The organism is Nonomuraea mangrovi, from assembly GCF_042681425.1.
GTDB classification, from domain to species: domain Bacteria; phylum Actinomycetota; class Actinomycetes; order Streptosporangiales; family Streptosporangiaceae; genus Nonomuraea; species Nonomuraea mangrovi.
The window spans coordinates 698254-710849 of the sequence record NZ_JBHUFV010000033.1 but is presented as its reverse complement, the minus strand read 5'-3'; the positions used below and the strand labels follow the sequence as shown (position 1 = coordinate 710849).

13 protein-coding genes are annotated in these 12596 nt (G+C 72.8%); 3 read left to right on the top strand and 10 right to left on the bottom strand.

Annotation, left to right across the window (positions count from 1 at the left end):
- Positions 1 to 74: 74 nt before the first annotated feature.
- The 7 genes from ACFSKW_RS21705 to ACFSKW_RS21675 form a co-directional block, all read right to left on the bottom strand.
- A complete protein-coding gene (locus ACFSKW_RS21705) occupies positions 75 to 839 on the bottom strand; it encodes an SGNH/GDSL hydrolase family protein (protein ID WP_379574131.1) in 765 nt (254 codons plus the stop codon).
- Positions 840 to 849: 10 nt separating this feature from the next.
- On the bottom strand, positions 850 to 1281 hold the full coding sequence (gene aroQ / locus ACFSKW_RS21700) for a type II 3-dehydroquinate dehydratase (protein WP_379574130.1): 432 nt from the start codon (positions 1279 to 1281) through the stop codon (positions 850 to 852).
- On the bottom strand, positions 1278 to 2348 hold the full coding sequence (aroB, locus tag ACFSKW_RS21695; RefSeq protein ID WP_379574128.1) for a 3-dehydroquinate synthase: 1071 nt from the start codon (positions 2346 to 2348) through the stop codon (positions 1278 to 1280). The genes aroQ and aroB overlap by 4 nt, the downstream gene beginning before the upstream one ends.
- Positions 2345 to 2845, bottom strand: coding sequence for a shikimate kinase (locus ACFSKW_RS21690; RefSeq protein WP_379574127.1), 501 nt, complete (start codon positions 2843 to 2845; stop codon positions 2345 to 2347). The genes aroB and ACFSKW_RS21690 overlap by 4 nt, the downstream gene beginning before the upstream one ends.
- The gene (aroC, locus tag ACFSKW_RS21685; protein WP_379574125.1) at positions 2842 to 4023 is read right to left on the bottom strand and encodes a chorismate synthase; all 1182 of its coding nucleotides are present in this window, start codon (positions 4021 to 4023) and stop codon (positions 2842 to 2844) included. The genes ACFSKW_RS21690 and aroC overlap by 4 nt, the downstream gene beginning before the upstream one ends.
- A 43-nt stretch (positions 4024 to 4066) precedes the next feature.
- A complete protein-coding gene (locus ACFSKW_RS21680; protein ID WP_379574124.1) occupies positions 4067 to 4699 on the bottom strand; it encodes a prepilin peptidase in 633 nt (210 codons plus the stop codon).
- A 69-nt stretch (positions 4700 to 4768) separates the two neighbouring features.
- Complete coding sequence (locus ACFSKW_RS21675; RefSeq protein WP_379574123.1) at positions 4769 to 5314, bottom strand: SseB family protein; 546 nt, start codon at positions 5312 to 5314, stop codon at positions 4769 to 4771.
- Positions 5315 to 5390: 76 nt separating this feature from the next.
- Here ACFSKW_RS21675 and ACFSKW_RS21670 point away from each other — a divergent pair, with 76 nt between their 5' ends.
- Together ACFSKW_RS21670 and ACFSKW_RS21665 are read left to right on the top strand one after the other, a co-directional pair.
- Entirely contained in the window at positions 5391 to 6254 is an 864-nt protein-coding gene (locus ACFSKW_RS21670) for an NAD(+)/NADH kinase (protein ID WP_379574122.1), read from the top strand.
- Between the two features lie 3 nt (positions 6255 to 6257).
- Positions 6258 to 6692 carry an RpiB/LacA/LacB family sugar-phosphate isomerase gene (locus tag ACFSKW_RS21665; protein ID WP_379574121.1) on the top strand — a complete coding sequence of 145 codons (435 nt, stop codon included), beginning with the start codon at positions 6258 to 6260 and terminating at the stop codon, positions 6690 to 6692.
- Positions 6693 to 6864: 172 nt separating this feature from the next.
- Here ACFSKW_RS21665 and bar read toward each other — a convergent pair whose 3' ends face one another.
- A complete protein-coding gene (gene bar / locus ACFSKW_RS21660; protein WP_379574120.1) occupies positions 6865 to 7956 on the bottom strand; it encodes a barbiturase in 1092 nt (363 codons plus the stop codon).
- Entirely contained in the window at positions 7957 to 8856 is a 900-nt protein-coding gene (locus tag ACFSKW_RS21655) for a carbamate kinase (protein WP_379574119.1), read from the bottom strand.
- Positions 8857 to 8956: 100 nt separating this feature from the next.
- Between ACFSKW_RS21655 and ACFSKW_RS21650 the strand changes: the two genes are divergently transcribed.
- Positions 8957 to 12097 carry an AfsR/SARP family transcriptional regulator gene (locus ACFSKW_RS21650; protein ID WP_379574118.1) on the top strand — a complete coding sequence of 1047 codons (3141 nt, stop codon included), beginning with the start codon at positions 8957 to 8959 and terminating at the stop codon, positions 12095 to 12097.
- Here ACFSKW_RS21650 and ACFSKW_RS21645 read toward each other — a convergent pair.
- Positions 12061 to 12540 carry an SRPBCC family protein gene (locus ACFSKW_RS21645; protein ID WP_379574117.1) on the bottom strand — a complete coding sequence of 160 codons (480 nt, stop codon included), beginning with the start codon at positions 12538 to 12540 and terminating at the stop codon, positions 12061 to 12063. The genes ACFSKW_RS21650 and ACFSKW_RS21645 overlap by 37 nt on opposite strands.
- Positions 12541 to 12596: the final 56 nt, after the last annotated feature.

The window sequence follows — 12596 nt, the reverse complement described above, 5'->3', positions numbered from 1 at the left end:
CCAGGGCGTCGCCGGGTGGATCGCGGTGTGCGATCTCGTCGGCGATGAGCTGGGCGCCGCCCGACCGGCAGGTGCTAGTGGAGGTTCCAGCGCCTCAGGTCGGGGCGTTTGGGGTCGAGGCCGTCGCCGGAGGAGGTGCCGCGCAGGCGGCGGTTGACCCAGGGCACCAGGAACTCGCGCACCCAGCGGGCGTCCTCGCGCCGCTTGACCCTGGGGTCGACGACGCGGGCCGGCCAGTCCTTGTGCCACGAGTCGTCGCACGGCACGTCGAGCACGTCGAGCACCCTGGCGGCGACCAGCCGATGCCCGTCCTCGTTCAGGTGGAGCCGGTCGTCGCTCCATGCCCGCCAGTCGCGGATCGCCTGCATCGACCACTGGTCGACGACGCGGCAGCCGTACAGGTCGGCGATGGAGCGCAGGTGCAGGTAGAAGACGGCGAACTTGCCGCGCACGCGCCGCATGAGCGGCGTGTCGCGCGGGTCGACGCCGGTGAACAGCAGCACCTCGGCGCCGGTCGCGCGCAGCTCGGCGACGGCGGCGGCGAGCTTCTTGGCCATCCTGTCGGGGTCGCTGCCCGGCCTGAGCAGGTCGTTGCCGCCGGCGCAGAAGCTGACCAGGTCGGGCTTCATCGCCACGGCCACCGGGACCTGCTCGGCGACGATCTGGTCGATGAGCTTGCCGCGCACGGCGAGGTTCGCGTAGTGGAAGTCGGGCTCGAGCTGTGCCAGGCGTTCGGCGACCCGGTCGGCCCAGCCGCGGAAGCGGCCGTCGGGGCCGGGGTCGTTGAGCCCTTCGGTGAAGCTGTCGCCGAGCGCGACGTAGGAGCGGTACCGCGTCATCGTGGGGGCCCTACTCGTTGATCAGGTCCGCCATCGCCCTCAGCGCAAGGACGTAGGACTGGAGTCCGAACCCGGCGATGGTACCGGTGGCGACGGCGGCCACGACGGAGGTGTGCCTGAACTCCTCGCGCGCGGCCGGGTTGGAGATGTGCACCTCGATCAGTGGCGCGGTGCGCTGGGCGAGGGCGTCGCGCAGCGCGTAGGAGTAGTGGGTGAACGCCGCGGGGTTGAGCACGACGGGGATCTTGCCGTCGGCCGCCTCGTGGATCCAGCCGACGAGTTCGGCCTCGTCGTCGGTCTGCCGGACCTCGACGTGGAGGCCGAGCTCGCGCCCGGTGGCGACGCAGAGGGTGCGCAGGTCCTCGAAGGTCTCCGCGCCGTAGACGTCGGGCTCCCGGGTGCCGAGGCGCGACAGGTTGGGGCCGTTGAGCACGTAGATCATCGCGCCACCTCGCGGTAGGCGGCCTCCAGCAGCTCCTCGGCGGGGTCTTCCAACCGGCCCGGCTTGGCCAGGCCGTCGAGGACGACGAAGCGTTGCTTGGCGCCGCGGTTCTTCTTGTCGAGCCGCATGTGGTCGCGCAGCTCAGGCCACGCGTCCTTGCGGTAGGCGGTGGGCAGGCCCACCGAGGTGAGGATGGAGCGGGTCCGTTCGACCAGGTCGGCCCTGCCCGCCAGGCGGGACAGCTCGGCGGCGTAGACCATGCCGATGGCGACGGCCTCGCCGTGGCGGATCTGGTAGTGCTCGGCACGCTCGATGGCGTGGGCGAGGGTGTGGCCGTAGTTGAGGATCTCGCGCAGGCCCGCCTCGCGCAGGTCGGCGCCGACGACGTCGGCCTTGACCTGGATCTTGCGCTCGATCAGCTGGCGGGTGTGCTCACCCTCTGGCCTGGTGGCGCCCTCGGGGTCGTCCTCGACCAGCATGAGGATGGTCGGGTCGGCGATGAAACCGCCCTTGATGATCTCCGCGAGGCCTGCGACGTAGTCGTCGCGCGGCATGGACGGCAGCGTGGCCAGGTCGCAGAGCACGCCCGCGGGCGGCAGGAAGGTGCCGACGAGGTTCTTGCCCTCGGGGGTGTCGATGCCGTTCTTGCCGCCGACCGCCGCGTCGACCATGGCCAGCAGCGTGGTGGGGACCATGACGACCTTGACGCCGCGCAGCCAGGTGGCGGCGACGAAACCCGCCAGGTCGGTGGTGGCGCCGCCGCCCACGCCGACGACGGCGTCGGAGCGGCTGATGCCGTACCGGCCGAAAGCCGACCAGAGCTGGGCGGCGACCTCGACGGACTTGGCCGCCTCGCCGTCGGGGACCGGCAGCGGGATCACGTCGTAGCCCGCCTCCTCGAGCGCACCGCACACGGGCCTGGAGATCTCGGGCAGCGTCGAAGGGTGGACGACGGCCACGGTGCGGACGCCCTCGCCGAGCAGGCCTGGCAGCTCGCCCAGCACGCCGGTGCCGATGACGACGTCGTAGGGGCTGTCGCCGCGCACGGTGATGCGGGTGGCGCTCATGCCGGCAGCCCCTTCACGATCTCCTCGACGAGGTCCTCGGGGTCGCGCTTGTCGGTCACCACGGTCAGCACGGCGAGCCGCTCGTAGACGGGGCGGCGCTCGTCCATGAGCTTCTTCAGCTGGCTGCGCGGGTTGAGGACCAGCAGCGGGCGGGCCGAGCCGAGGCCGACGCGCTGGACGGCGTCGGCGAGGCCTACCTCGAGGTAGACGACGGCGTGCCCGTCGAGCAGCGCCTGGGTGCCCTCGTGCAGGATCGCGCCGCCGCCGAGCGCCAGGACGCCGTCGTGCTCGGCCAGGGCCACGCGGACGGCCTCGTGCTCGAGCTCGCGGAAGCGCGCCTCGCCGTCCTCGATGAAGATGTCGCTCACGGCCTTGCCCGCGACCGACTCGACGTCGGTGTCGGTGTCACGGAAGGCGACGCCGAGCCGCTGCGCGAGCAGGCGGCCGAGCGTGGTCTTGCCCGACCCTGGCGGGCCGATCAGCACGGCCTTGGTCATTTGATCACCATGGATGAGAGGTAGCCGGACAGGTTGCGGGCGACTTCCTCGACGGAGTCGCCGCCGAACTTCTCGAGGGCCGCGTCGGCCAGCACCAGCGCCACCATGGCCTCGGCCACGATGCCGGCGGCGGGCACCGCGCAGACGTCGGAACGCTCGTGGTGGGCCTTGGTGGCCTCGCCGGTCTTGACGTCGATCGTGGCCAGCGCCCTCGGGACGGTGGAGATCGGCTTCATCGCGGCGCTGACGCGCAGGACCTCGCCGTTGGTCATGCCGCCCTCGACGCCGCCCGCGCGGTTGGTGATGCGCTTGACGCCGTCGTCGGTGGTGTACTCGATCTCGTCGTGGGCCCTGGAGCCGGGACGCGCGGCGGTCTCGAAGCCGTCTCCCACGCCGACGCCCTTGATGGCCTGGATGCCCATGAGGGCGGCGGCTAGGCGGGCGTCGAGGCGGCGGTCCCAGTGCGTGTAGCTGCCGAGACCCGGCGGCAGGCCGTAGGCGAGAACCTCGACGACGCCGCCGAGCGTGTCGCCGTCCTTGTGGGCCTTGTCGATCTCGGCGATCATCGCGGCGCTGCCCTCGGGGTCGATGCAGCGCACGGGGTCGGCGTCGATGGCCGCGAGGTCGCCGGGGACGGGGAAGACGTTGCCGGGCGAACGGGCCGCGCCGATCGACACGACGTGGCTGAAGATCTCGACGCCGAGCGCCTGCTTGAGGAAGCGCTTGGCGACCTCGCCGAGCGCCACCCTGGCGGCGGTCTCGCGGGCGCTGGCCCTGTCGAGCACGGGGCGGGCGTCGTCGAAGCCGTACTTCTGCATGCCGGCCAGGTCGGCGTGGCCGGGCCTGGGGCGGGAGCGCGGCGCGTTGCGGGCCAGGCCCTCCAGCTCGGCGGGGTCGACAGGGTCGGCCGCCATGACCTTCTCCCACTTGGGCCACTCGGTGTTGCCGACGCGGATGGCGACAGGGCTGCCGAGGGTGCGACCGTGGCGCAGGCCGCCGACGATGGAGACCTTGTCCTCCTCGAACTTCATCCGCGCGCCGCGGCCGTAGCCGAGGCGGCGACGGCGCAGCGCCTCGTCGATGGCGGCCGTGGTCACCTCCACCCCCGCGGGCAGTCCTTCGAGGATGGCGACGAGTTCGGGGCCGTGGGACTCTCCGGCGGTCAACCAGCGCAACATGCTGACAAGTCTTCCATGTGCGGAGCGGTGGGATCGCCATGGCTCACCAGGCGAGACAGAGCGCTCCGACGATCATGAAGGGGCCAAACGGAAACTCCGTCGATTTATCCGCCTTTTTCGTGACAAGGAGGGTGGTTGCGTAGAGCGCGCCGAGCACCTGCCCCGCGAGCGCCGCGGCGATCCACGCGTTCCAGCTCACCGAGCAGGCGATCATGCCGATGAGCCCGGCGAGTTTGACGTCTCCCAGACCCATGGCGGCGGGCCTGACGAACCACAGCACGCCGTACAGGACGAACAGGGCGAGGCCGCCGAGCAGCGCCTCGGGCAACCGGCCCGTGGGGATGAGGAGGAGGGCCAGGATCGGGTAGGAGGGCAGGGTGATCACGTCGGGCAGGCGGCTGGTGCGCCAGTCGATCACGCAGAGCGCGGCGCCGGCCGTCGCGGCGTAGTAGAGCGCGGGCAGGTAGGCCGCGTCCATCCGCCAGGCGAGCAGCGCGAACACCGCCGCCGTCGGCAGCTCGATCGTAGGGACACCGAGCTCCGGCCTCCTGAGCAGGCCTTGGACGGCTCGCCGCGCCTCGGCGCGGGTGTCAGGAGGGTCGGTCGCGAAGCCCGCGGCGAGTGAGCGCACGAGGACGCCTGCGACGAACCCCGCCAGCGCGGCCCAGATCACCACTGGTCCATCTTGGCCGTGGGCGGCGGCCGCTGTCAGGCCTTTCCGTACGGCACGCGGGCGCAGGGCGGCTCAGGTGCGGCGCGACCAGGGAAAGCGACGGCGCCTGGGAGCGGGCTCCTCCGCGAAACGGGCCACGGTCACCGAAGGCCCCATGCTGTCGAGCGTCCCCGACTCCACGGCGGCCATCGCCTCCAGCACGCCGCCCTCGATCACGAACGGCACGGGCCCCGCGACGTCGACCACCACCGCCGCCGCGTTCTCGTGGACGGCCGCCTGGCAGACCTGCAGCGTCGTCGCCTGGATGGGCCGGGCGTCCGGCCGCCACCTGGTGAGCGCCTCGACGCCGGTGAAGGCGATCACCGCTTCCCTGCCGTCCTTGCCGACGAGCTTGGGCAGCGCCATCTCGCTCTCCTTCTCCTGCCTGAGCCCGTGCGCGCCGACCTCGGACTCGGTCAGCAGCGCCACCACGGGCACCAGCAGTCGGGAGCCGCTCAGCGCCGACAGGACGGCGGTGGCGTCGGCCGTACCAGCCGAGAAGGCGGCCAGCGCGGCGGCGACGGCGGCGTCGGCGCTGCCGTCGTCACCTGGGACCAGGGGCTGCGGAATGCTCGGCACAACGCACGAGACTACCGGCGTATCACGTGTGGTCTGGGTGGACGCCGGCTGAGCATGCCCGCGTACAGTGAAACGCATGGGCATGATCGGGACTGTTGGTCTGGTTCTGCACCCGCGACGCGACTCGCAGACCGCGATCGAGACGATTCTCTCGTGGGCCACCTCGCGGGGCGTGACGGTGCTCGGGCTGCCGGAGGAGGTGGACCGCATCCACTGCAGCGCGGTCGCGGTCGAGCCCGAGGAGCTGTGCAAGCGCTCCGACCTGCTGGTCAGCCTGGGCGGCGACGGCACGATGCTGCGCACGATGCGGCTGATCGCGGGGCTGCAGACCCCGATCCTCGGCGTCAACCTCGGCAAGCTCGGCTTCCTCGCCGAGATCGACGTGGACGAGCTGCCCGAGGCGCTGTCGGCCATCGACGAGCACCGCTACACCGTGGAGCCGCGCATGGCGGTGCGGACGACGCTGAAGGACGGCGACGAGGTCACCGCCTTCAACGACATCGCGCTGGTGCGGGTGCCTGGCGACGGGATCGCCGCGGTCGCGGTGGCCGTCGAGGGGCACTCGTTCGTGCGTTACGCGGCCGACGCGGTCATCCTGTCCACGTCGACGGGTTCGACCGCCTACAGCTTCTCGGCGGGAGGGCCGATCGTCTCGCCCCTGGTCGAGGGCTTCCTGGTGATCCCGGCGGCGGCGCACTCGGCGTTCAACAGGGCGGTGATGTTGTCGGCGAACGAGAAGGTCACCCTGGAGCTGCTGCCCACGAGCGGCACTCTGGCCGTGGAGGTCGACGGCGTGGTGATGGGCCACCTGGCCCCGGGCGACTGCGTGACCGCCGGCGCCGTCTCCGGCGCCGCGTGGGTGGTACGGCTCGGCACGACGACCTTCTACGAACGCGCCCGGCGGAAGCTCAGGGTCAACGGCAGCGCGGAAGTGGACTGAGCCATGCGGATCGCGGTGGCGGCCGACAGCCTCGACGGAGTGGCCGCGAAAGTGGTGCAGGAGCTGCGTGAGCGCGGCCACGAGGTGATCGCGCACGGCGCGCTCGACGACGCCGAGCGCGACGACTGGGCATGGGCCAGCGAGGCCGCGGCGCTCGACGTGGCGGAGGGCAGGGCCGAGCAGGCGGTGGTGTGCTGCTGGACGGGCACCGGCGCCTCGATCGCGGCCAACAAGGTGCGCGGGGTCAGGGCCGCTCTGTGCGCCGACGCCTACACCGCCGACGGCGCACGCAGGTGGAACGACGCCAACGTGCTGGCGCTGAGCCTGCGCGTGGTCTCCGAGCCGCTGCTGATCGAGATCCTCGACGCGTGGTTCGCGGGGACGCCCAGCGCGGACCCCGCCGACGTGGCCAACATCGGCCACCTCGAGGCGCGCTGACCGGTCCGGCCGCGGGGAAACCCGGCGGCCGGGCCGTACACGCATCAGGGCGGCCCGACGATCAGGACTGGCCGGGCCCTGATGCGGGCCCGGCCCTGATGCGGGCCGGGCCCTCATCAGGGCCGTGACCGGGACGGGCCCCTGTCAGGGCCGCGATCGGGACAGTCCGCGGTCAGGACAGGTCGGCGATCGCGGCGACAGGTCCGCCGCCCGACGGGCCCTGGTGCACGGCGGCGACGGAGACGAACACGGCCGGGTCGCCGGTGACGGAGGCCGCGACACCGCCGACCGTGGCCTTGATCTGGCGGTGCCAGTGCACGTCGGAGTCGTCGAGCATGATGTTGCGGCGTCCGCGCACCCGCCCCGAGGGGTCGGCCTCGCACTTCATGAAGACGTTGACGAGGCGGTCGCCCAGGTCGGAGGGATGCGGCCGGTCGGGCAGCGGGATGCCGGAGTCGCGGATGGCCTCCCAGATGCCGTCGGCGTCGAGCGCGTCCTTCATGACGCTGTGCCCGATGCGGTAGCGCCCGCCGATCCCGCGCACGTTGCCGACGACGACGATCTGCGCCCTGTCCAGCTCGACGCCGCTGGAGCAGGAGGCGACGCTGCTGTAGAGGGACAGGTCGCGGTGGATCTGGTCGGCGGCCGGCATCTCGATCTCACCGAGTGCGACGGCGATGCCGAGGGCGGTGGTGGAGTTCGACAGGTCCATGGAGGGGCCCGTCTCCTCGATGGCGGTGTCCTTGCCGCGGCTCTTGGCGTCGGTGATCGTGGCCAGCGTGAGCAGCGGGGTCTTGGTCTGCACGTAGTGGACGTCGCGCGGGTCGTCGATGCCGGCGACCTTCATGGCCTCCCGCACTCCGGCCGCGACCTTCTCGACCATGGCGGGGCGGCCGATGTCCTCGGGCAGGATGACGTCGCTCATGGCCACGCCGACCGACACCCTCGGCTCGTCCGTGGCGGGGGCGTCGGCGGTGGTGGCGAAGATCGTGGCGTGCGGGCTGAGCACGCCGTCGGTGCCACCCGACCACACCAGCGGGACGCTCTCCGGCGCCGGATGCCCCTTCCTGGCCAGCACCCCGCGGAAGGCCGTGTCGGCCAGGATGCGGGTGTAGTCGTTGACGCCGCCGTTGCCCTCGGTCTTGCCGATCACCGCGAGCACCCTGTGCGCCTCGATGACCCCGTCGTCGATGAGCTTCTCCAGCCCTGAGGCGTCGGTCACGCTCTCGATGGCGACCTTGCGCACTTCGATCGGTTCCGGCATCTATCTCTCCACTCTCGTACCGACATCGTCGTTCGCGATGTGCTCCAGCGAGGTGATCACGGCCTGCCTGCCCCCGCCTGCGACGAAGCGCAGAGCCGCTTCCACCTTCGGTCCCATGCTCCCCCCGGCGAAGTGCCCGGCGGCGTGCAGGACACGCAGCTCGTCCGCGGAGATCCGGCCGATGGGCCGCGGGTCGGGCCCGCCGTATCCGACGACGGCGTTCGGCACGTCGGTCGCGATGATCAGAACCTCCGCCCTGACGGCCTGCGCGAGCAGAGCCGCCGCGAGGTCCTTGTCGACGACCGCCTCGACGCCCGCCAACGACCCGTCGGCCTGCCGTACGACGGGTACTCCCCCGCCGCCCGCGGCCACGACCGTGAACCCGGCGGCGATGAGCGCCGTCGCGGCGTCCGCGTCGAGGATCTCCAGCGGCTCGGGCGAGGCGACCACGCGCCGCCAGCCGCGCTCGAAGCGCCGCCAGTTCTGCCCGAGCTTCTCGAACCTGCGCGCCTCCGCCTCGGTGAAGTAGCGCCCGATCGGCTTGACCGGGTCCTCGAAGGCGGGGTCGCGCGCGTCGACCAGGGTGCGGGTGACGACGGTGGCGGCCCGGCCGCCGAGCGCGTTCATGATGAGCGTGCCGATGGTGGCCTGGGTCTGCGCGCCGCACCAGTCGAGCGGCACGGGCGGCACGACCGAGGCGGCCAGCTGGTTCTTCAGCAGCAGGTTGCCGACCTGCGGGCCGTTGCCGTGGGTCAGCACCACGTCGCGGCCCGCGTCGATGAGTACCCTGACCTGCAGGATCGCCGCCTCGACCGCGGCCTGCTGGTCGCGTGGCGAGGCGCTGCCGTCGGGGGCCGTCATGGCGTTGCCGCCGAGCGCGATGAGTACCCTTTCACCCACGGTCGCGACGCTACCCAGGCCGCGGAGGCCGTTCATTGGCAACCTTTGCCCATGATGGGCCCCTCGGCATGGCGGGGGCCGTGCCTCTAGGGTCGGTCCCATGCGCTTTGGTGTGCTGGGCCCTGTGACGGTGTGGACCGACTCCGGCGAGGTCGTGCCGATCCCCGGGCTGAAGGTGCGCGCCCTGCTCGCCGACCTGCTCGCCCACGAGGGGCGGGTCGTGTCCGCCGACCGGCTCGTCGACGATCTGTGGGGCGACGAACCGCCCGCCAACGCCTCGGCGGCCCTGCAGGTGCGGGTCTCGCAACTGCGCCGCGCCCTCGAGGACGCCGAGCCCGGCGGGCGGGACCTGGTGGTCTCCCGCGCGCCCGGCTACGCACTGCTGGTCGACCCCGAGCGCGTGGACGCCACCCGCTTCGCACGGTTGGTGGACAAGGCGGAGCCGGCCGAGGCGCTGGAGCTGTGGCGTGGATCGGCCTACGCGGACTTCGCCGACGCGGAGTTCCTCCGCCCGGTGATCGCCCGCCTGGAGGAGGCGCGGCTGGCCGCGATCGAGGGGCTCTCGGAGGTACGGCTGGCAGCGGGCGAGCCGGTCGAGCTGGCCGCGCTCGTGGCCGAGCACCCGCTCAGGGAGCGGTTGCGCGCCGTCCACATGAAGGCGCTCTACCGAGCGGGACGGCAGAGCGAGGCGCTGGCCAGCTACGCCGAGTTGAGGGAGCGGCTGGCCGACGAGCTGGGCCTGGACCCCTCGCCCGAGCTGGCCCGGCTGTACGAGGGGATCCTGCGACAGGACCCCGCGCTGAGCGGCAGGGCGGAGCGCCCCGCGACCAACCTGCCCGCCGCGGTCGGCGGCCTGATCGGGCGCGACGAGGCCGTGGCCGAGGTTCGCGCCCTGCTGGAGGACGGCGGCAGGCTCGTCACGCTCACCGGTTCGGGAGGCGTGGGGAAGACGAGCCTGGCTGTGGAGACCGCGCGCCGGCTGGTGGAAGCGCATCCCGACGGCGCGTGGCTGGTCGAGCTGGCGCCCTACGACCGGCGCACGCCGTCGCTGGCCGACGCCGTGCTCGCCGCGCTCGACATCAGGGCGGACTCGGCGGGCGCCATGGAACGCCTCGCCGAAGCGCTGCGGGACAGGCGGATGCTGCTGGTGCTCGACAACTGCGAGCACGTGATCGAGCAGGCGGCCCTGCTCGCCGACACGCTGCTGCGTTCCGCGCCGGGGCTGCGGATCCTGGTGACCAGCCGCGAACCGCTGAATGTGGCGGGCGAGGTGCTGTGGAGCGTGCCCCCGCTGCGGCTGCCGGAGGGGTCGGAGCTGCTCACGGTGGCCAAGGCCGACGCCGTGCGACTGTTCATGGCCAGGGCGAGCGCGTCGGCTCGCGGGTTCGCGCTCGACGCGGGCAACGCCGAGGCGGTCGCGCAGCTCTGCCGGAGGCTCGACGGCCTTCCGCTTGCGCTCGAGCTGGCCGCAACCCGTGTCAGGTCGCTCGGCGTCCACGAGCTCGTGGCCAGGCTGGATGACAGGTTCCGGCTCCTGGCGGGCTTCCAGCGCGGGGCTCCTGCGCGGCAGCAGACGTTGATGGCGATGATCGACTGGAGCTGGACGCTGCTCACCGACTCCGAGCGCGTCGTGCTGCGCCGCCTGGCCGTCCACGCCGACGGGTGCACGCTGGACGCGGCGGAGACAGTGTGCGCCGAGGCGGGGATCGACGTGCTCGACACGCTGGCGCGGCTGGTCGACCGCTCGCTGGTGGTGCTCGTGGACGGGCCCGCGGGCGTCCGTTACCGGCTGCTGGAGTCGGTGGCCGCCTACTGCCTGCACAGGCTGGACGACGCGGGCGAGACCGAGCGGGTACGGCAGGCGCACGCCGGCTACTACGTGGAGCTCGCCGTCCGCGCCGCGCCGTACCTGCGGGGGTCCGAGCAGGCGCGCTGGCTGCGGCTGCTGGACGCCGAGTCCGCGAACCTGCGGGCCGCCCTCGGCGCTGCCCCGCGGGCCGGAGCGCTGCGGTTGGCCAACGCCCTGGCGTGGTACTGGTTCCTGCGCGGCAGGCTGGGTGAGGGCCTGCGTGCCCTGGAGACCGCTCTGGCCGCCGCGCCTGCCGTGAGCGCCGCGCCTGCCGTGAGCGCGGAGCCCGACGGGGCCGCCGCTTCCGACACGAGCGCCGGGCCCTGCGCGTCTGACGGATCGGTGGCCGCCGACCTGGCCAGGGCGCGGGCCTGGCACGCGGGGTTCGCGCTGCTGCTCGGCGACGAGGTCGACTGGGAGCGGGCCCTCGACATCGCTGATCCCGGCGACCGTGCGATGGCGCAGTGGTTCGTCTCGCTGAGCCTGGCCGATCTGGCGTCCGCCCGGCCGCTGGTCGACCAGGCGCTCGCCACCTTCCGGGAGGTCGGTGACCGGTGGGGCGAGGCGGCCGCGCTGAGCAGGCACGCCCGCGACGCGTTCACCGTCCGCGACCTGGAGTCCCTGCAGCGCGACGGCGGCGAGAGCGAGAGGCTCTTCCGCGAGCTCGGCGACCGCTGGGGGCTGCTGCAGGCCACCGAGTGGCTCGGCGGCCTGGCCGAGATCCGCGGCGACAACGAGCAGGTCGTCCGGCTGTTCACCGAGGACCTGCGCATGGCCGAGGAACTCGGGCTGTGGCCCGAGGCGGTGCGGCGGCTGTCGTGGCTGGGCTGGTCGGCCATGAACACCGGCGACCACGCCACGGCCATGGAGCGCTGCGGTGAGGCGCTCCTGCTTGCCACGGGGCAGGGCTACAGGGAGGGGCAGATCTTCGCCAGGATGGGGTGCGGCTTCGCCGCCCGCCGCGCGGGCCTGCTCGATGTGGCGCTGGAGCACCTCGAGCACCTGCTGGACGGCGTCCCGAGGGACGGCGAGCCGCCGCTGTTCCTGCCCTCCACCCTGGCCGAGCTGGGCTTCGTGCACGAGCTGCGCGGCGATGCCGCAGGTGCGCGCGAGCTGTTCATGGAGGCGTTCGCCGCGGCCAGGCGGATCGGCGACCCCAGGACGGCGGCGTTCACGGTCGAGGGTCTGGCCGCCGCGTCGGCGCCCGAGGAGTGCGCCAGGCTGCTGGGTCTGGCCGCCGAGGCCAGGGTGTCGCACCGTACGCCTGCCAGTCCCTCGGAGGAGGAGGAGCTGCGGCGGATCACCGGCAGGGCCGTGGACGCGCTGGGCGAGGAGGCGTTCGCCGCCGCCTTCGCTCACGGCCGGGAGCTGACCTTCGACGACGTGGCCTGACCCGCGAGGTGCTCGGCCAGCCGGTCGAAGAACTCCAGCCAGCCCTGCTTGGCCTGTTCGGCGTGCTCCTCGTCGGTGTTGACCCCGAACTGGTGGAACCGCATCGCCGTGCCGCCCTCGTGCTCCTCCAGCGTGAGGGTGACCACTGAGGCGGGCCCCTCGCCGGGGTTGTCGGGGTCGCCGGTGGTGAAGACGAGCCGTCCAGGACCGGCGACCTCCCGGTAGACCCCGTGCAGCGTCACCTCGAAGCCCTCTTCGCCGACCAGCGTGGCCCGCCAGGCGCCGCCGGGGCGGACGTCCAGCACGATCCGGTCGGCCGGGGTGGTGAAGACGCGCGGGCCGAACCAGCGGGCGAAGCGCTCCGGGCGGGTCCAGGCGGCGTACACGTCCGCGGGGTGCGCGGCGAACCGGCGGATGATCTCGTACTCGGCGGTCTGCGTCATGGCTGCCCTCTCAGGGGTCGTGGATCGCTTTCGACGAGATCCACCGTGCCCTGTGG

What these genes read in the sequence shown, in the direction of transcription:
- aroB (WP_379574128.1), bottom strand. Translation starts at nt 2,348, where the DNA reads ATGAGCGCCACCCGCATCACCGTGCGCGGCGACAGCCCCTACGACGTC.
- ACFSKW_RS21705 (WP_379574131.1), bottom strand. Translation starts at nt 839, where the DNA reads ATGACGCGGTACCGCTCCTACGTCGCGCTCGGCGACAGCTTCACCGAA.
- aroQ (WP_379574130.1), bottom strand. Translation starts at nt 1,281, where the DNA reads ATGATCTACGTGCTCAACGGCCCCAACCTGTCGCGCCTCGGCACCCGG.
- aroC (WP_379574125.1), bottom strand. Translation starts at nt 4,023, where the DNA reads ATGTTGCGCTGGTTGACCGCCGGAGAGTCCCACGGCCCCGAACTCGTC.
- ACFSKW_RS21645 (WP_379574117.1), bottom strand. Translation starts at nt 12,540, where the DNA reads ATGACGCAGACCGCCGAGTACGAGATCATCCGCCGGTTCGCCGCGCAC.
- ACFSKW_RS21690 (WP_379574127.1), bottom strand. Translation starts at nt 2,845, where the DNA reads ATGACCAAGGCCGTGCTGATCGGCCCGCCAGGGTCGGGCAAGACCACG.
- ACFSKW_RS21670 (WP_379574122.1), top strand. Translation starts at nt 5,391, where the DNA reads ATGGGCATGATCGGGACTGTTGGTCTGGTTCTGCACCCGCGACGCGAC.
- ACFSKW_RS21665 (WP_379574121.1), top strand. Translation starts at nt 6,258, where the DNA reads ATGCGGATCGCGGTGGCGGCCGACAGCCTCGACGGAGTGGCCGCGAAA.
- bar (WP_379574120.1), bottom strand. Translation starts at nt 7,956, where the DNA reads ATGCCGGAACCGATCGAAGTGCGCAAGGTCGCCATCGAGAGCGTGACC.
- ACFSKW_RS21650 (WP_379574118.1), top strand. Translation starts at nt 8,957, where the DNA reads ATGCGCTTTGGTGTGCTGGGCCCTGTGACGGTGTGGACCGACTCCGGC.